At 61.8% G+C, this 18,086-nt stretch carries 16 protein-coding genes and 1 other RNA gene; 16 read left to right on the top strand and 1 reads right to left on the bottom strand.

Features of this window, described 5'->3' with window-relative positions; translation table 11 throughout:
* Nucleotides 1-2 precede the first annotated feature (2 nt).
* The 6 genes from FGKAn22_RS11240 to rnpB all read left to right on the top strand — a co-directional run bounded on the left by FGKAn22_RS11240 (nucleotide 3) and on the right by rnpB (nucleotide 5,274).
* Entirely contained in the window at nucleotides 3-827 is an 825-nt protein-coding gene (locus FGKAn22_RS11240; protein ID WP_212785723.1) for an EAL domain-containing protein, read from the top strand.
* Between the two features lie 110 nt (nucleotides 828-937).
* On the top strand, nucleotides 938-1,768 hold the full coding sequence (gene cysT / locus FGKAn22_RS11235; protein WP_212785722.1) for a sulfate ABC transporter permease subunit CysT: 831 nt from the start codon (nucleotides 938-940) through the stop codon (nucleotides 1,766-1,768).
* Nucleotides 1,768-2,631 carry a sulfate ABC transporter permease subunit CysW gene (gene cysW, locus FGKAn22_RS11230; RefSeq protein ID WP_212785721.1) on the top strand — a complete coding sequence of 288 codons (864 nt, stop codon included), beginning with the start codon at nucleotides 1,768-1,770 and terminating at the stop codon, nucleotides 2,629-2,631. The genes cysT and cysW overlap by 1 nt, the downstream gene beginning before the upstream one ends.
* Nucleotides 2,632-2,721: 90 nt before the next feature.
* Nucleotides 2,722-3,753: a sulfate/molybdate ABC transporter ATP-binding protein gene (locus tag FGKAn22_RS11225; RefSeq protein WP_212785720.1), complete on the top strand. Its 1,032-nt coding sequence runs from the start codon at nucleotides 2,722-2,724 to the stop codon at nucleotides 3,751-3,753.
* A gap of 89 nt (nucleotides 3,754-3,842) precedes the next feature.
* Nucleotides 3,843-4,787: a CysB family HTH-type transcriptional regulator gene (locus FGKAn22_RS11220; protein ID WP_212785719.1), complete on the top strand. Its 945-nt coding sequence runs from the start codon at nucleotides 3,843-3,845 to the stop codon at nucleotides 4,785-4,787.
* 134 nt (nucleotides 4,788-4,921) lie between these two features.
* Nucleotides 4,922-5,274, top strand: an RNA gene (gene rnpB / locus FGKAn22_RS11215) — RNase P RNA component class A.
* 104 nt (nucleotides 5,275-5,378) lie between these two features.
* On the opposite strand, the gene FGKAn22_RS11210 is transcribed toward rnpB, so the two are convergent.
* On the bottom strand, nucleotides 5,379-6,638 hold the full coding sequence (locus FGKAn22_RS11210) for a hypothetical protein (RefSeq protein WP_212785718.1): 1,260 nt from the start codon (nucleotides 6,636-6,638) through the stop codon (nucleotides 5,379-5,381).
* Between the two features lie 407 nt (nucleotides 6,639-7,045).
* Between FGKAn22_RS11210 and mraZ the strand changes: the two genes are divergently transcribed.
* From mraZ to murG, 10 genes are read left to right on the top strand one after another with little or no spacing between them, the layout of a single operon-like run.
* Nucleotides 7,046-7,492, top strand: a complete 447-nt coding sequence (gene mraZ / locus FGKAn22_RS11205; RefSeq protein WP_212785717.1) for a division/cell wall cluster transcriptional repressor MraZ — start codon at nucleotides 7,046-7,048, stop codon at nucleotides 7,490-7,492.
* Entirely contained in the window at nucleotides 7,489-8,430 is a 942-nt protein-coding gene (gene rsmH, locus FGKAn22_RS11200) for a 16S rRNA (cytosine(1402)-N(4))-methyltransferase RsmH (RefSeq protein ID WP_212785716.1), read from the top strand. The genes mraZ and rsmH overlap by 4 nt, the downstream gene beginning before the upstream one ends.
* Entirely contained in the window at nucleotides 8,414-8,716 is a 303-nt protein-coding gene (gene ftsL, locus FGKAn22_RS11195; protein ID WP_212785715.1) for a cell division protein FtsL, read from the top strand. The genes rsmH and ftsL overlap by 17 nt, the downstream gene beginning before the upstream one ends.
* A complete protein-coding gene (locus FGKAn22_RS11190) occupies nucleotides 8,713-10,443 on the top strand; it encodes a peptidoglycan D,D-transpeptidase FtsI family protein (RefSeq protein WP_212785714.1) in 1,731 nt (576 codons plus the stop codon). Before ftsL ends, FGKAn22_RS11190 begins: the two co-directional genes overlap by 4 nt.
* A complete protein-coding gene (locus FGKAn22_RS11185; RefSeq protein WP_212785713.1) occupies nucleotides 10,440-11,930 on the top strand; it encodes a UDP-N-acetylmuramoyl-L-alanyl-D-glutamate--2,6-diaminopimelate ligase in 1,491 nt (496 codons plus the stop codon). The genes FGKAn22_RS11190 and FGKAn22_RS11185 overlap by 4 nt, the downstream gene beginning before the upstream one ends.
* Nucleotides 11,927-13,333: a UDP-N-acetylmuramoyl-tripeptide--D-alanyl-D-alanine ligase gene (locus FGKAn22_RS11180; protein WP_246487401.1), complete on the top strand. Its 1,407-nt coding sequence runs from the start codon at nucleotides 11,927-11,929 to the stop codon at nucleotides 13,331-13,333. The genes FGKAn22_RS11185 and FGKAn22_RS11180 overlap by 4 nt, the downstream gene beginning before the upstream one ends.
* Nucleotides 13,318-14,421, top strand: coding sequence for a phospho-N-acetylmuramoyl-pentapeptide-transferase (mraY, locus tag FGKAn22_RS11175; protein WP_212785712.1), 1,104 nt, complete (start codon nucleotides 13,318-13,320; stop codon nucleotides 14,419-14,421). Before FGKAn22_RS11180 ends, mraY begins: the two co-directional genes overlap by 16 nt.
* A complete protein-coding gene (gene murD / locus FGKAn22_RS11170) occupies nucleotides 14,418-15,791 on the top strand; it encodes a UDP-N-acetylmuramoyl-L-alanine--D-glutamate ligase (RefSeq protein WP_212785711.1) in 1,374 nt (457 codons plus the stop codon). Before mraY ends, murD begins: the two co-directional genes overlap by 4 nt.
* Nucleotides 15,791-16,954, top strand: coding sequence for a putative lipid II flippase FtsW (gene ftsW / locus FGKAn22_RS11165; protein WP_212785710.1), 1,164 nt, complete (start codon nucleotides 15,791-15,793; stop codon nucleotides 16,952-16,954). Before murD ends, ftsW begins: the two co-directional genes overlap by 1 nt.
* A complete protein-coding gene (murG, locus tag FGKAn22_RS11160; RefSeq protein ID WP_212785709.1) occupies nucleotides 16,951-18,018 on the top strand; it encodes an undecaprenyldiphospho-muramoylpentapeptide beta-N-acetylglucosaminyltransferase in 1,068 nt (355 codons plus the stop codon). Before ftsW ends, murG begins: the two co-directional genes overlap by 4 nt.
* The last annotated feature ends 68 nt before the right edge of the window (nucleotides 18,019-18,086 follow it).

Below are 18,086 nucleotides of genomic sequence, written 5' to 3'. Positions count from 1 at the left end.
GCGTGCCTACGCTTCACCGTTTGAACGCATTGCAGAAGGAGCTGCGCGATACGCTCAGCCTGAACGACGACTATCGCCTGGAGGTGCATGGCGATGAGGTGCGCGCCAATTTTATCGGCTTGCAGTTGCGCAGCGCGTTCCAGCCTATCGTCGATCTGGCGCGGAATGCGCCGCTGGGCTACGAGGCCTTGCTGCGCGCCTTCGACCAGAAGGGCAATGCCGTTGCCCCGCCCGCCGCGTTCCGGCAGGCGGAAGTGGCCGAGCGGCTGGTCAAGTTCGATCGCCTGTGCCGCACGCTGCACACGCTCAACTACCTGAACATGGGCAAAGGCAACGGACTGCTGTTCCTCAATGTGCATCCGGAGCTGCTGGTCGCGGTCAATTCGCACGGCAAGGTGTTCGAGCAGGTGCTGCATCACCACGACGTGCCGACCAATGAGGTGGTGATCGAGATCAACGAGAGTGCGGTGAGCGAGGAGAAGCTCCTGGCTGCGGCCATCGCGAACTATCGCGAGCGCGGCTACCGGATCGCCATCGACGATTTCGGCAAGGAACATTCCAATCTGGAGCGGTTGTGGACGCTGTCGCCGGAATACGTGAAGCTGGACGGCGGCATCATCCAGCAGGCGGAGGTCAATCCACGGCTGCAGCGCATCCTGCCCAAGCTGGTGGAGATCGTTCGCGAACTGGGGGCGGAAGTGGTTGTGGAAGGCATCGAGACCCAAAGCCAACTCGAACTGGCGCGGCATGCCGGGGTACACCTGGTGCAAGGCTACCTGCTCGGCCGTCCGGCAGCGGCGCAGCAGTGGGTGATGGAAGCGGCTTAGTCGCCGCGCTTTCTTTATTCCATTTATCGATAAAGAAATAAGAATTATTCATTTTTATATCTAACTAATCGTGGATAGACTGCGCGCTTATCCAATTACAGGAATAAGCGATGTCTCGATTCAAAGCCCATAGCGTGCTGCCAGGTTTCAATCTGGCGCTGGGTTTTACGCTGCTCTATCTCTCGCTGATCGTGCTGATCCCGCTGTCCGCGCTGTTCTTCAAGACGGCGACGCTGGGCTGGGGCGGCTTCTGGGATGTCGCGACCGGCGACCGCGTGGTGGCTTCGCTGCGCGTGACCTTCGTCACATCCTTCGCGGCGGCGGTCATCAACGCCTTCTTCGGCCTGGTGGTGGCCTGGGTGCTGGTGCGCTACCGCTTCCCCGGCAAGCGCATCGTCGATGCGCTGGTGGATTTGCCGTTTGCGCTGCCCACCGCGGTGGCGGGCATCACGCTGGCGACGCTGTATGCGCCGAACGGCTGGCTCGGCCAGTATTTCGCCGCGCATGACATCAAAGTGGCGTACACGCCGCTGGGCATCGTGGTCGCGCTCACTTTCATCGGCCTGCCGTTCGTGGTGCGCACGGTGCAGCCGGTGCTGGCGGACGTCGAGGCCGAGGTGGAGGAAGCGGCGGCCAGTCTCGGGGCTGGGCGCTGGGATGTGTTCCGCCGCGTGATCTTTCCCGCAGTCTTTCCCGCGCTGCTCACCGGCTTCGCGCTGGCCTTCGCGCGCGCCATCGGCGAATACGGCTCGGTGATCTTCATCGCGGGCAATATGCCGTTCATTTCCGAGATCGCGCCGCTGCTCATCGTCGCCAAGCTGGAGCAATACGACTACGCAGGCGCGACGGCGATCGCGGTGGTGATGCTGCTGATTTCGTTCGCATTGCTGCTGAGCATTAATGCCTTGCAATGGTGGAGTTCAAGAAAGGGGACACGCTGATGTCTGCTCAAACGACACAAAGAAGAATCTCTACGCGCGAATCTGCGGGCGTGACGCTGCTGCTCATCGGCGTGGCGCTGACTTATCTTGTGCTGTTCCTCGGCCTGCCGCTGGCGACGGTATTCATCGAGGCCTTCAGCAAAGGCTGGGAGCTGTACCTGTCCGCATTGAAAGAGCCGGACGCCTGGTCGGCGATCGAGCTGACCTTCATCGCCGCCGCCATCGCGGTGCCTGCCAATCTGGTGTTTGGCGTGGCCGCAGCCTGGGCCATCGCCAAGTTCGAGTTCAAGGGCAAGAGCTTGTTGATCACGCTGATCGACCTGCCGTTTGCCGTGAGTCCGGTGGTATCCGGCCTCGTCTATGTGCTGCTGTTCGGCGCGCAGGGTTGGTTCGGTCCGTGGCTGCAGGAACACGACATCAAACTGATCTTCGCCGTACCCGGCATCGTGCTCGCCACCATCTTCGTCACCTTCCCCTTCATCGCGCGCGAGTTGATCCCGCTGATGCAGGCGCAGGGCAAGGAAGAGGAGGAGGCCGCAGTATCGCTTGGCGCATCCGGCTGGCAGACCTTCCGGCGCGTGACGCTGCCCAATATCAAGTGGGGCCTGCTGTATGGCGTGATCCTCTGTAATGCGCGGGCGATGGGCGAGTTCGGCGCGGTGTCGGTGGTGTCCGGCCACATCCGCGGCATGACCAACACCATGCCGCTGCACGTTGAGATCCTCTACAACGAATACAACTTCGTCGCCGCCTTCAGCGTGGCTTCGCTGCTGGCTCTGCTGGCGCTGGTCACGCTGCTGGTGAAGGCGCTGGTCGAATGGCAGGCGAAACGCAGCGGCGAACCTTTGCATCACGGAGCGTAGGTATGTAGGGGCGCGATTCATCGCGCCCTGAATTTCAAATTTGACCAAGGGCGCGATGAATCGCGCCCCTACATAAAGCGGAGCATCACCATGAGCATCACGATTGAAAATCTTAACAAGCAATTCGGCAGCTACAAGGCGCTGGACAACATCAACCTCGAAGTGAACAGCGGCGAACTGCTGGCACTGCTCGGCCCTTCCGGCTGCGGCAAGACTTCGCTGCTGCGCATCATCGGCGGCATGGAACTGGCCGATTCCGGCAAGCTGCTGTTCCACGGCGAAGATGTGCAGCAGCGCGATGCACGCGAGCGCAACGTCGGTTTCGTGTTCCAGCACTACGCGCTGTTCCGGCACATGACCGTGTTCGAGAACGTCGCGTTCGGTCTGCGGGTAAAACCGAAGAAAGAGCGCCCGAACGAAGCCGAGATCAAGCGCCGTGTGCATGAACTGCTGAACCTGGTGCAACTGGATTTCCTGCATGACCGCTATCCGGCACAGCTCTCCGGCGGACAGCGTCAGCGCATCGCCCTAGCGCGTGCGCTGGCGGTCGAGCCGAAGATACTGCTGCTGGACGAACCGTTCGGCGCGCTTGACGCGCAGGTGCGCAAGGAACTGCGCCGCTGGCTGCGCCGCCTGCACGACGAGCTGCACATCACCAGCATCTTCGTCACGCACGACCAGGAAGAGGCGCTGGAAGTGGCCGACCGCGTGGTGGTGATGAACAAAGGCAGGATCGAGCAGATCGGCACGCCGGACGAAGTGTATGCCGCGCCGGCCACGCCATTCGTCTACCAGTTCATCGGCAACGTGAACCTGTTCCACAGCCGCGACCATGCGCCATGGACAGAGCATCACGGCGAGGAAGCGGTGGCGTATGTGCGCCCGCACGACATCGACATCAGCGCCACGCCGCAGGACGACACGGCCTTGCCGGTCGAGGTCAAGCTGGTGCGCGCCATCGGTTCGATCGTGCGCGTGGAAGTGGCGGCAGACGGCAGCAGCGAGTTCATCGAGATCGAATTGAGTCGCGAGCGCTTCGATGCCGCGCCGTTGGCTAGCGGCGACAAGGTCTTCATCAGGCCGCGGCAATTCCGCGTGTTCGAGGCGGGAGCGCAGGCGTAAGCCGGGTGTAGGAGCGCCCCTTGGGCGCGATTCGCACGCAGGGCGTGCTCTTACAAATGAGTCTCATCACCCATGATGGAGCAACCGAAATGAACTTCCAGCAATTGCGCATCATCCGCGAGGCGGTGCGCTGCAACTTCAACCTCACCGAGGTGGGCAACGCGCTGTTCACCTCGCAGTCCGGCGTGTCCAAGCACATCAAGGACCTCGAGGACGAGCTGGGCGTGGAGCTGTTCGTGCGTAAGGGCAAGCGACTGCTCGGGCTTACCGAGCCGGGCAGCGAATTGCTGGGGATCGTCGAGCGCATCCTGCTCGACGCGAACAACATCAAGAACCTGGTCGAGCAATACAGCAAGCGTGACGAGGGCCAGCTCACCGTGGTCGCCACGCACACGCAGGCACGCTATTCGCTGCCTCAGGTGATCACCGAATTCAAGAAGTCCTTCCCCAAGGTGCACCTCAAGCTTCACCAGGCAGGGCCGAACGAGATCGTCACCATGCTGCTGAACGGCGAGGCGGACATCGGTGTGGCGACCGAGGCGCTGGCCGACGTCACCCGGCTGGATTCGTTCCCCTACTACTCGTGGCATCACGCGGTGATCGTGCCCGCCGGGCATCCGCTGGAGAAGGTGCAGCCGCTGACGCTGAAGGACATCGCCGAATATCCCATCGTCACCTATCACGAAGGGCTGACCGGCCGCGCCAAGATCGACCGGTCATTCGCCGATGCCGGGCTGTCGCCGGAGATCGTGATGTCCGCGCTGGATGCCGACGTGATCAAGACCTATGTGGAACTGGGCATGGGCATCGGCATCATCGCATCGATGGCATTCAACCCGGCCAAGGACACCGACCTGCGCCTGCTGAAATGCTCGCACCTGTTCGGCGCCAACACCACCTACATCGCCCTGCGGCGCGGCCATTACCTGCGCAGCTTCGCCTACCGCTTCATCGAGCTGTGCTCCCCGGCGCTGGACGAAGCGACGGTGCGCGCGGGCGTTGCACCGTCTCTGCCGATCGAAGAGGCCGATTGACGCAGCTCTAAAGCCCGTTCGCCCTGAGCTAGATAAAACTACTAGCCATTCGACTAAGCCCGCAAGCGGACAAGTCGCTGGTTATGTCGAAGGGCTCCCGGGTTCGCGGAACCTAACGTGTTAAACTCCGCACCGAAGCTGGCTAGGCAGTCGCTGCGTACTTCTTGTACGGAGAGGAAAGTCCGGGCTCCACAGAGCAGGATGCCGGTTAACGGCCGGACGCCGTGAGGCGATGGAAAGTGCCACAGAAAATACACCGCCGATGGCTGCGCAAGCAGATCAGGTAAGGTTGAAATGGCGAGGTAAGAGCTCACCGCGCTGGTGGCAACATCAGTGGCAGGGTAAACCCCATCCGGAGCAAGACCAAATAGGCTGGCCATGACGTTGCTCGCGTCGCCAGCGGGTAGGTTGCTCGAGCGTCAGGTAACGAAACGCCTAGAGGAATGACTGTCCACGACAGAACCCGGCTTATCGGCCAGCTTCACTTCTTTCAATGGGTTGTTCGCGAAGTCTGTAGGGGCGGGTTTCAAACCCGCCCTTATTATTTGGTGTGCAAGCAAATGCGAAGCTGCCCCCTTTACGCTTGGGTCATCACGGTCGCCTCAGCTCGAAGGTTGTGCGAAGAGGAAGTTCCACGTTCCGTACGGCATCTCGAAGCATCACTTCGACCGACCAAGTTCCCGCTGGGTCATTCGGATCGCCGGAGAAGGCCACTACGGGAGCCGACAACCGCAGGGCGGATGGACTCCCTTGAATAGTTCCAGTAAAGCAGGTCACATCTTTCTGTTCGAGGGAGACCTTGCCAGTAGGCGCAAATATTCGGAAGTCGCATAGCACATTGGCCTTACCCTGTTGGTCAAGCTTCGGGTTTGCGAAAAATGTAAGGATGTAGATCTTCTTGCCGTAAGGAACTATCCCTGCCCTGTTGAAATTCGGCTTAGTTTCGGGAGGCGTATTCCATTTCTTCTCCCAGTCCTCATCCGTCGTCGCGAGTAGGGAACCTCCAAAGTCATCCTTGGACTTCATCGATTCCGTCTCAGCAACGGACTTGCCGCCACTGTCTCGCCAACCAGTCGTGCCCTGAACAGTTGATTTGCGTTTGAAGGTCCATTGGCCTACCTCTGTGCGAGTGAGTTCATATTTCTCGGGCATCGCCTTTGCAAGAATGGCTGACAACCAGACTTGTTCTGGTTGAGTTAACCCTCCTGAGAAGTAGGTTTGCTCGAGAATTTCGCCAACACGACGGTGTTGTCTTGCATTGGATTCCAGCGACCACATCGCCGCCTTAAATACCGCTTCAAGAATTGCATCGTTGCGGTCCTTCTCGGTCTTTTCAGACTTTGCGTACCGTTCAAGCGCACCGGAATACTTGTCGTAGTTAAGTGCAACAACAATGCGCCTGATTGGCACTGCTTCACCAGTTGCAAAGAAGTCGGCCCAAAGCATGTCCAAAAATGTGGGGTTATTTGGCTCAAGGGCTCTGATGTCGATTGGCTTCCCTAGGTACTTTTCAGCGTCCGACTGGCGGCTAAGATAGGCCTGCGCTTCTTTAGTCCCTGATAAGCTGGCTGCGAACAGCACCGTCTGGCGGTCGCCTCCCTTCAGATCACCAAGTTGGGTTAGCCAACTATCGACTTGTGTCGGATTCGCCGCTATAACTCTTCCTAGGAATACCGAAATCAGAGCGGCAGTCTTCGGATTGGAGAGGTTGCCCGCTTTGCTCAATGCATGGACTTCCGTCACAAAGCGTTCTGGCGTTGGATGTTCGTAGTAGTGACTAAGCCAGTCTTCTGCATATGCGGTTTGCGCTGTCGCAAGAAGTATGGCTGCAAGTAAACAAATGAGGCGCATAGTCTGTTTCGTTATGTGATGGCTAGCGTAATTTAGATAACAAATTCATGGCGCGGTAATGTATGCCTAATACAGCAAATATCAGTCACCATCGCATCTTCTTCGTGTCTGGTAGGACGGCCTAAAATTTCTCGGGCGGCAGCTAAAGCAACTTCTTAACAACTCCGCGCACCATATCCCAAGCCCTCAGCAGGGGCAACGGCAGTGAATATCTAGTCCATCCATCACAAAGCACTTTAGCTTATTTGTGCAATTCATTGCTTTTTAAGCACATTTGTTTTGCCTTAACTGTGCGCGCTAACTCCTTGTCCCAAAAAGGAAAATCCCGTTTTTGCGCTTGACCCGCTGGTTTTTTTTCAATATAGTGGGCCTAAGTGGTAAAAAGTGGGTGAAAGTGGGATTAAAGGATGTTCCAAGGAGCGGCTCAACTCAATCTGGATAGCAAAGGCAGGCTCGCGATACCGGCGCGGTATCGCGACATGCTGCTCGCGCATTGTGCTGGTCAGCTGGTGCTGACCGCCGATGCCGACGGCTGCCTGCTGGTTTATCCCCAGCCCGAGTGGCAGCCGATCCGTGAGAAGTTGCTCAAGCTCTCCGCGCTCAACCCGAAGATTCGCGCCTTGCAGCGTCTGCTGGTGGGTCATGCCGAGGATGTGTTGATGGATGGCGCCGGTCGTGTGCTGATCTCGCCGACGCTGCGCAGTTATGCCGCGCTGGACAAGCACGTGATGCTGGTCGGCCAGGGCAACAAGTTCGAGTTGTGGGACGAGAAGAAGTGGCAGGCGCAGCAGGAAGCAGCGCTGTCCTTCATGGAGGGCGAGTTGCCGCCGGAGCTGGAAGGGTTCTCCTTGTGAGCGAGGGCCTGGCCCACGCGACTGTTTTATTGAGTGAAGCCGTCGAAGCGCTTGCGATCAAGCCGGATGGCGTCTATGTGGATGGAACCTTCGGGCGCGGCGGCCACAGCCGCCTGATACTGGAACGGCTCGGTGCGAACGGCAGGCTGATCGCGCTGGACAAGGATCCGGCGGCGATCGCGGTGGGCAGGCAATGGCGCGATGCGCGCTTCCACCTCGAGCACAGCGGTTTCGAGCATCTGGCGGATGTGTTGCGCGAGATGAAGGTGAAGAAGGTGGACGGCATCCTGCTCGATCTGGGGGTTTCGTCGCCGCAGCTGGATGAGGCTGCACGCGGTTTCAGTTTTCGCTTCGATGCGCCGCTGGACATGCGCATGGATACCACCAGGGGGGCGACGGCAGCTGAGTGGCTGGCGTCGGTGGATGAAGGATTGCTTGCGGAGGTGGTACGTGATTACGGCGAAGAACGGTTTGCTAAGCAGATTGCAAGAGCGGTTGTTGCTGCGCGCGCGGTCCAACCGATCGAAACCACGCGGCAGCTCGTCGAGCTGGTTAGCAAGGCGGTACGTACCCGTGAAGCCGGGCAGAACCCGGCGACACGCACTTTCCAGGCTATACGGATTTATCTCAACCGGGAACTCGAAGAGCTTGAGAGCGTCTTGCCCGAGTGCGTTGCGCACCTGCAGGCAGGAGGGCGCCTCGTGGTGATCAGCTTCCACTCGCTGGAAGACCGCATGGTGAAGCACTTCATGCGCGACATGGCCGAGGGCGACAAGCTGCCGCGTAACGTGCCGATCCGCGCGAGCGAAGTGCCGCAGGGCCGGTTGCGCCTGGTCGGCAAGGCGGTGCGCGCGGGCGAGGCGGAATTGCAGGCGAACCCGCGGGCGCGCAGCGCCGTGATGCGGGTGGCGGAGCGCAGCGATGTCGCCTGGCAGTAGCGGGTTGAACGTGCTGCTGCTGGCGGCGGTGGTGATGTGCGCGCTGAGCGTGGTCAGCTCGCAGCACAAGGCGCGCAAGCTGTTCATCGAGTTGCAGAAGGAAAAGGAGCACGCGCAGCAGATGGAAGTGGAATGGGGGCAGTTGCAACTGGAGCTCAGTACCTGGGCGACCCCGGCGCGGGTGGAAAAGATTGCGGCGAGGCAGTTGCAGATGCAGTTGCCCGTCAACGGGCAAGTTCGATTTATAAGGGTTGAGCCTAACGGCCAAACAGACAAACAGCCATGAATTACGCGGCCAGCGCAAACAAGGATATCCCGGCAAGACTGCCCGGATGGCGCGCCACCGTGCTATTCGTTGCGTTGCTGCTCGGGCTGGCAGGCCTGATCGGGCGCGGCGTGTACCTGCAGGGCTTCCACAACGACTTCCTTCAGGAGAAGGGCAACCAGCGCTACAGCCGCGTGATCGAGGTCAGCGCGCACCGCGGCATGATCACCGACCGCAACGGCGACCCGCTCGCCGTCAGCACGCCGGTGGAGTCGGTGTGGGCCAGTCCCTCCGATGTGGAGGCCGACAACAAACAGGTCAAGCAGCTTGCGCAGATCCTGAACATGGACACCGAGGAACTGAAGAGCCGCCTGCTCGATACCTCACGCGATTTCGTCTACCTCAAGCGCCAGCTCCCGCCCGATCAGGCCGCGAAGGTGGTGAGCCTGAACCTTCCCGGCGTTTCCATGCAACGCGAATACCGCCGCTACTATCCTGCGGGCGAGGAGGCGGCGCAGCTGCTGGGCTTTACCGGTCAGGACGATAACGGCCAGGAAGGGCTGGAACTGGCCATGCAGGAACAGCTCGCCGGCAAACCCGGAAGCCAGCGCGTCATCAAGGACAGGCGCGGACGCATCGTCGAGGATGCGGGCAGCCTGCACGCGCCCAAGCCGGGCAGCGACATCGCGCTCAGCCTGGATGCCAACGTGCAGCATCTGGCCTACCGCGAACTGGCCGATGCGGTGAAGCAGCATCACGCCAAGGCCGGCGCGGTAGTGGTGCTCGACGCGAAGAGCGGAGAGGTGCTGGCGCTCGCAAACTATCCAGGCTACAACCCCAACAACCGCGGCACCGTCAGTCCTCAATCGATGCGCAACCGCGCCATCGCCGACCTGTTCGAGCCGGGTTCGACCATGAAGCCGTTCACGGTGGCCACTGCCATCGAGAACGGCAAGGTGCGTCCCGAGACAGTCATCAACACCGAGCACGGTAAATTTACGGTGAACAACCGCACGATCCACGACTCGCACCCCGAATCGATGCTGACCGTCGCGCAGGTCATCCAGAAATCCAGCAACGTCGGCTCGGCCAAGATGGCCCTGATGCTGCCTTCCGAAACGTTGTGGCAGAGTTTCTCGGACAGCGGCTTCGGTTCGTCGACCGGCAGCAACTTCCCCGGCGAGGCATCGGGCAGGCTGCGCGATCCCAAGACCTGGCGGCCCATCGAGCAGGCGACCATGTCCTACGGCCACGGCCTGTCGGTGAACCTGCTGCAGCTGGCGCGCGCCTATACCGTGTTCGCCAACGATGGCGAACTGAAGCCCGTGTCGCTGCTCAAGCTCGACACACCGGCGACCGGCAAGAAGGTGTTCTCCGACAAAACGGCGCGCACCTTGCGCGGGATGATGGAACTGGTGGTTCAGCCCGGCGGAACCGCGCCGCTGGCGCAGGTGGCAGGCTACCGCGTGGGTGGCAAGACCGGTACCGCGCGAAAGCTGGAGAACGGCCGCTATGTGAGCCGCTACGTGGCATCCTTCGTCGGCTTCGCCCCGGCTTCCGATCCGCGCCTGATCGTGGCGGTGATGATCGACGAACCCGACAACAGCCAGTATTACGGCGGCCTGGTAGCCGCGCCCGTGTTCAGCAAGATAACCGGTGCGGCGCTGCACGAGCTCAACGTGCCTAACGACGCGCCGCTGGACAACGTCATCGCGCCGTCGGCGGACATCGTCAAGGAGGAAGTATGACCTTTCCCCTTGAGCTGCTGAACAAGCTGAGCGTGCCTGTAACCCGACTGGTGACAGATAGCCGCGCGGTGACGCTGGGCGACACTTTTGTCGCCTATCCCGGTGAGAACAGCGACGGCCGCCGCTTCATCGCGCAGGCCATTGCGCAGGGCGCGAACGCGGTGATCTGGGAGGCGCACGGCTTTGTCTGGAATGATGAGTGGCAGGTCCCCAACCTTGCCGTGGATGACCTGCGCCACAAGGCCGGCTGGTTGGCGCATGCGGTATGCGGTGCGCCGTCGGAGACGTTGTGGGTAGTCGGCGTGACCGGCACCAACGGCAAGACTTCCACCAGCCACTGGATCGCCAATGCCTTGGCCGATGCGGGCAGGAAATGCGCGCTGATCGGCACCTTGGGCAACGGTTACCCCGGAGAGCTTCAACCCAGCGCGAACACCACGCCGGACGCGATCCGTGTGCACGGGCTGTTCGCGGATTACCTGCGCGACGGCGCGCAGGCCGTGGCGATGGAGGTTTCCTCGCATGCGCTGGCGCAGGGGAGGGTGAATGGCGTGCACTTCGACGTAGCGCTGCTGACCAACCTGAGCCGCGACCATCTCGATTACCACGGCGACATGCAGAGCTACGCGGCGAGCAAGCGAAAGCTGTTCGACTGGGAGACACTGAAGTGCGTCGTTCTCAATCTAGACGACGCCTACGGCGCACAACTCGCCGAAGAGCTGTGCGAGGGACATGCCGAAGTCATCGGCTATGGCATGTCGGATGACGCGCTGAAGTTGGCGGAGCGGCTCGGCATCCGCATGGTGTACGGCCATCTATTAGAGATGAGTGGGCAGGGCTTGCAGCTGGATGTGCATTCCAGCTGGGGCAGTGCGCGACTCGACAGCGCGCTGGTTGGGCGCTTCAACGCGGCGAACCTGCTCGGCGCGCTGGGAGTGCTGATGGTGAGCGACATTCCGCTGGATGCTGCGGTGCGATCACTGGCCAAGGTGCAGCCTGTCGCCGGGCGCATGCAGCGGTTGGGCGGCAGCGCGCAGCCGACGGTGATCGTCGATTACGCACATACGCCCGATGCGCTGGAGAAAGTGCTGCTGACGCTGCGCGAGGTGAGCGATGCGACGGGTGGCCGGCTGATCTGCGTATTCGGCTGCGGTGGCGACCGCGACCGCGGCAAGCGCCCGATGATGGGACGGGTCGCCGAGCGGTTCGCCGACCATAGCATCGTCACCAGCGACAACCCGCGCAGCGAGGATCCGCAAACCATCATCGCCGAAGTGCTGGACGGCATGGACGCATCCAAACATGAGGTCGTGGTCGATCGCGGCGCGGCCATCGCGCTCGCGATCGGTTCGGCAAGCCAGCTCGACACCATCCTGATTGCGGGCAAGGGGCACGAGGACTACCAGGAGATCAACGGCGTGAAGCATCCGTTCAGCGACGTTGCCGTCGCCGCACTGGCGTTGGAAGCATGGAGGGCTCAAGCATGAGTGACTCGGGCATGATGCTGCTGTCGCAAGCCGCCAAGGCGCTCGATGCGCGCATGATCGGCAAAGACGTGCGCTTCGATGCGGTGTCCACCGACAGCCGCAAGATCAAGACAGGCGATCTGTTCATTGCGCTGCGCGGCGAAAACTTCGACGGCTACGAATTTGCCGTGCCTTCGATGCAGACCGGCGCCGTGGCCGTCATGGTCAATGCCGACAGTTATGAAGCGCGCTCATCAACCATCGATTCATGCACCTCGATTCTGCTGGTCGAGGACACGCACATTGCTCTGGGGCGATTGGCCGCGTACTGGCGTTCCCAATTTGATATTCCGTTGGCGGCAGTCACCGGCAGCAACGGCAAGACCACGGTCAAGGAAATGCTCGCCAGCATCCTGCGGGCGGCGGCGGGCAGCGAGGATGCGGTGCTGGCGACCAAGGGTAACTTCAACAACGACATCGGCATGCCGCTGACCCTGCTGCAGCTGAATGCGAGGCACCGCTATGCCGTGATCGAGATGGGCATGAACCATCCCGGCGAGATCGACTACCTGTCGCGGATCGCGAGTCCCGACGTCGCACTGGTCAACAATGCCAGCGGAGCCCACCTGGAAGGGCTTGGCTCGGTGGAGGCGGTGGCGCGCGCCAAGGGCGAGATATTCGGCGGATTGCGCGATCACGGCACGGCGGTGATCAATGCCGACGACGCCCACGCCCCCCTGTGGCGGACACTGGCGGGCACGCATGATCTGATCGAGTTCGCGTTGGATTGCAGTGCCGATGTCTGCGGCAAGTGGCAGCCGGAGGGTACCGGCTTGCGCCTCAACGTGCAGACGCCGCAGGGTGAGTTCAATGCAACGCTCCAAGTACCCGGCGCGCACAACGCTCGCAACGCACTGGCGGCGACTGCCGCGGCCATCGCGCTGAACGTGCCGCTGGCAACCATCGCAGACGGCTTGCAGCGATTTGCGGGCGTGACGGGGCGCCTGCAGCGCAAGGCGGCGCGGCAGGGCGCAACGTTGATCGACGATACCTACAACGCCAATCCTGCCTCGATGCGCGCCGCCATCGGCGTGCTGGCGCAAGTGAGCGGCAAGCGCGTGCTGGTGCTGGGCGACATGGGCGAGCTGGGCGATGGCGCAGCGGCCTTCCACGCCGAGATCGGCGGCGAGGCGAAGCGCGCCGGCATCGAAAAGCTCTATGCGCTCGGCGAGCTGAGCCGCAACGCCGTGCGTGAATTCGGCAGCGGCGCGCAGCATTTCGAACGCATCGAGGAATTGCTGTCCGAACTAGACAAGGAACTGGACGCGAACACCACCGTGCTGGTGAAGGGTTCGCGCTTCATGAAAATGGAAAGAGTGGTGCAGCACTGCATCGCACAGGAGGAAAAATGCTGCTCGCACTAGCCCAATCGCTGTCCCAGGACATCCGCTTCTTCAGCGTGTTCAACTACATCACGCTACGCGCTGTGCTGGCGGCAATGACTGCGCTGCTCATCGGCTTCGCAGTCGGCCCTGCGATGATACGCAAGCTGGCGGCGATGAAGATCGGCCAGTCGGTGCGCACCGACGGTCCGCAGACCCACTTGGTGAAGGCCGGCACACCGACCATGGGCGGCGCGCTGATCCTGACTTCGGTCGCCATCACCACGCTGCTGTGGGGCGATCTGCACAATCCCTATATCTGGGTGGTGCTGTTCGCCACACTGGGTACGGGCGCCATCGGATGGGTGGACGATTATCGCAAGGTGGTGCATCGCAACCCCAAGGGGCTATCGGCCAAGGCCAAGATGTTCTGGCAGTCGCTGATCGCGCTGGCAGTCGGCATCTATCTGTGGAACAGCGCGACCCTGCCCGCGCAGACCGAACTGATCGTGCCGTTCTTCAAGTACCTGGTGTTCCCGCTCGGAGCCATCGGCTTCATCGTGCTGGTCTATCTGGTCATCGTCGGCAGCAGCAACGCGGTGAATCTGACCGACGGTCTCGACGGACTGGCGATCCTGCCCACCGTGATGGTGAGCACTGCGTTGGCGATCTTTGCCTATGTCGCGGGCCATGCGGTGTTCTCCAAATACCTTGGCGTGCCCTATATCCCCGGCGCGGGCGAGCTCGCGGTGTTCTGCCTGGCGATCGCCGGTGCAGGTCTGGCCTTCCTGTGGTTCAACGCCTATCCCGCCGAGGTCTTCATGGGCGACGTGGGCGCGCTGGCACTGGGCGCGGCGCTGGGCACTGTAGCGGTGATCGTTCGTCAGGAACTGGTGCTGTTCATCATGGGTGGTGTGTTCGTGGTCGAAGCGGTATCGGTGATGTTGCAGGTGTCGTACTTCAAGTACACCAAGAAGAAATACGGCGAAGGGAAACGCATCCTGCTGATGGCGCCCCTGCATCACCACTTCGAACAGAAGGGCTGGAAAGAGACCCAGGTGGTCGTGCGCTTCTGGATCATCACGATGTTGCTGGTATTGGTCGGGTTGGCGACGCTGAAGCTGAGATGACGCAATTCAAAGACAAATCGGTGCTGGTGCTAGGTCTCGGCGAGACCGGGCTCTCGCTTGCGCGCTGGCTGAGCGCGCAGGGCGCGCGCGTGCGCGTCGCCGACAGCCGAGCCAATCCGCCGGGACTGGATGTGTTGCAGCGCGACTGCCCGAAGGCAGAGATGCGATGCGGCGCGTTCGACGACAGTCTGCTGCAAGGCGTGGACCGTATCGCCATCAGCCCCGGCGTGCCTATGGCCGAACCCTTCGTGCAGCGCGCCATCGCGCGCGGCATTACTGTCGAGGGCGACATCGAATTGCTTGCGCAACAATTGGCAACCGGAAAGCTGGGCAAAGTCATTGCCATCACCGGCGCGAACGGCAAAACCACGGTCACCAGCATGGTCGAGCATCTGTGCAAGGCGGCGGGCAAGGATGTCGTCGCGGCGGGCAACATCTCGCCTGCGGTGCTGGATGTGGTGATGCAGCGCGGCGAAAAACAGCCCGAGGTGTGGGTGCTGGAGCTGTCCAGTTTCCAGCTGGAAACCACGTTCACGTTGAATGCCGATGCGGCGACGGTGCTGAACATCAGCGAGGACCATCTCGACCGTTATGCGGGAATGGATGAATATGCTGCGGCGAAGGCCCGAATTTTCCAGGGCGATGGTGAGCAGGTGCTGAACCGCGACGATGCGCGCAGCATGGGTATGGCGTTGCCGGGACGGCGTATCGTGACTTTCGGGCTGGATGCGCCGCGCAATGGAAGCGATTGGGGCATAGCTCAAGACGGCGCAGACATCTGGCTGGTGCAAGGCGACGAACGCCTGCTCAGGGCCAGCGAGCTGCAAGTGACGGGACTGCACAATGTCGCCAATGCGCTCGCCGCGCTGGCGCTGTGCCGTGCGATCGACCTGCCGATGCCGGCGCTTTTGGCCGCGCTGCGCAGCTTCAAAGGCTTGCCGCATCGCGTCGAGCGCGTGGCCGAGATAGATGGCGTCACCTACTACGATGATTCCAAGGGCACCAACGTCGGCGCGACCGAGGCCGCGCTCAAGGGGCTGGGGCGCAAGGCGGTGGTGATACTCGGCGGCGAGGGCAAGGGGCAGGACTTCTCGCCGCTCAATCCGGCTGTGGCGCAGCATGCGCGTGCGGCGGTGCTGATCGGGCGCGATGCGCCGCTGATTGAGGCTGCGCTGCAAGGCTGCGGCGTACAGTTGTTGCGCGCGAAGGACATGGACGATGCCGTGCGTCAGGCATCCCGTCTGGCACAACATGGCGATGCGGTGCTGCTGTCCCCCGCGTGCGCGAGTTTCGACATGTTCCGCAATTACGCCCACCGCGCAGAAGTGTTCATCGCGGCGGTGCGTGATTTGCAAAAGGAGGCCGCGTAATGGTCTCGATGGTCAGGACGCGCACCCGCCCGCCGCAGGCGCAGTTCGACGAACTGCTGATGTGGGTGCTGGCCGGTCTGCTCGCGATAGGTTTGGTGATGGTGTATTCCGCCTCGATCGCTACGGCGGAAGGCAGCAAGTTCACCGGTTACCAGCCAAGCTACTACCTGATGCGCCACGGCATCTTCATCGCCGTGGGTGTGGCGGCCGGGGTATTTGCGTTCCAGGTGCCGGTCGAGACCTGGAAGAACTACGCGCCTGTCCTGTTCGTTGTGGGAGTCGCATTGTTGCTGCTGGTGCTGATTCCCGGCATCGGCAAGTCGGTCAACGGCAGCCGCCGCTGGCTGTCGCTGTTTGTCATCAACCTGCAGCCGTCCGAGCTGATGAAGCTGTTTGCGGTGCTGTACGCCGCGAGCTACGTGGTGCGCAAGGACAAGGTGAGCCATCTGTTCGTGAAGGCGTTCGTGCCGATGTTCGTGGTAATGGCGCTGGTGGGCAGCCTGCTGCTGCTCGAGCCGGACATGGGCGCGTTCGTGGTTATCTGCGCCATCGCGCTGGGCACGCTGTGGCTGGGCGGCTTCAACGGCAAGGTGTTCGCTGCGCTGCTGGTGGCGCTGCCGCTGGCGTTCGCCGCCCTAATCCTTTCTTCGCCGTACCGTATGCAGCGCGTGGTCGGCTTCATGGACCCGTGGGCTGACCCGTTCGGCAAGGGTTACCAGCTTTCCCATGCGCTGATCGCCTTCGGTCGCGGCGAGTGGTTCGGCGTCGGCCTGGGCGGCAGCGTGGAGAAATTGTTCTACCTGCCGGAAGCCCACACCGACTTCCTGATGGCCGTGATCGCCGAGGAGCTGGGTCTGGTCGGTGTGGCCGCGGTGATCGTGCTGTTCGCGCTGTTCGTCATTCGCGCCTTCCAGATCGGCCGCCATGCCGCCTTCCTCGAACGCTACTACGCCGCGCTGGTCGCTCAGGGCATAGGCGTGTGGTTGGGCGTGCAGGCGATGATCAACATCGGCGTGAACATGGGCGTGTTGCCGACCAAGGGCCTGACCCTGCCGTTCCTCAGCTTCGGCGGCAGCGGCGTGGTGGTGAACTGTATCGCCGCGGCGGTGTTGCTCAGGGTCGATTATGAAAACAGACGTGTTGCGCGGGGGCTACCGGTATGAGCAACCGCTCGATCCTGATCATGGCAGGCGGCACCGGTGGACACATCATGCCGGGGCTAGCCGTCGCGGACATCCTGCGCTCACAGGGGTGGAAAGTGACTTGGCTGGGCGCGCCGGGCAGCATGGAAGCCGAGCTGGTGCCGAAGCATGGCTATGAAGTCGCATGGGTGAATTTCTCCGGACTGCGCGGCAAGGGCGTGATGCGCAAGCTGATGCTGCCGTTCACTCTGCTGCGTGCACTGGGACAGAGTGCGGCGGCGATATTCCGCCACCGCCCGGATGTGGTGCTGGGCATGGGCGGTTACATCACCTTCCCCGGAGGCGTGATGGCTGCTTTGCTGCGCCGCCCGCTGGTGATACACGAACAGAATTCCATCGCCGGGCTGAGCAACAAGGTACTGGCGCGCATTTCGCAGCGTGTATTGAGCGGTTTTCCGGATGTGCTGCCGAAGGCAAGCTGGTGCGGTAACCCGGTGCGAAGCAGCATCGCCAAGCTGGCCGATCCGCAACAGCGCTATGGTGCGCGCAGCGGGCGTCTGAACGTGCTGGTGGTGGGTGGCAGCCTGGGCGCGAAGGCGCTCAACGAGGTGCTGCCACAGGCGCTTGCTTTGATGCCTGAGGAGGTGCGCCCCAACGTGTTGCACCAGACCGGCAAGCAGCACTTCGAGGCGGTGCAGCAGCTTTACCAAAACGCTGGCGTGCAGGCCGATATCCGGCCGTTCCTCGACGACATGGCCGGCTGTTATGCGGATGCCGACCTAGTGATCTGCCGCGCGGGCGCACTGACCATTGCCGAACTGGCTACCGCTGGCGTGGCCAGCATCCTGGTACCGTTCCCGTTCGCGGTGGACGACCACCAGACGCACAACGCGCGCTTCCTATCCGAGCGCGGCGCGGCGGTGCTGCTGCCACAGACGGAACTGAACGCAGAGAAGCTCGCCCAGCAGCTGCGCGAGTTGACCCGTGAAAAATTACTGGGAATGGCGCAACAGGCGCGCAGTGTGGCGAAGGCCGATGCAGCGCTCGCCGTGGCAAACGTGTGCAAGGAGCTGGCCGAGATATGAGGCTGAAAAACACAGTCCACGAAAGACACGAAAAGCACGAAAAGGACTGTTCGGGCTGCATGGATTTT

Source organism: Ferrigenium kumadai (genome assembly GCF_018324385.1).
GTDB lineage: Bacteria > Pseudomonadota > Gammaproteobacteria > Burkholderiales > Gallionellaceae > Gallionella > Gallionella kumadai.
Note: the sequence above shows the minus strand (reverse complement) of the source record. Positions and strands in the feature narration are given on the sequence as shown.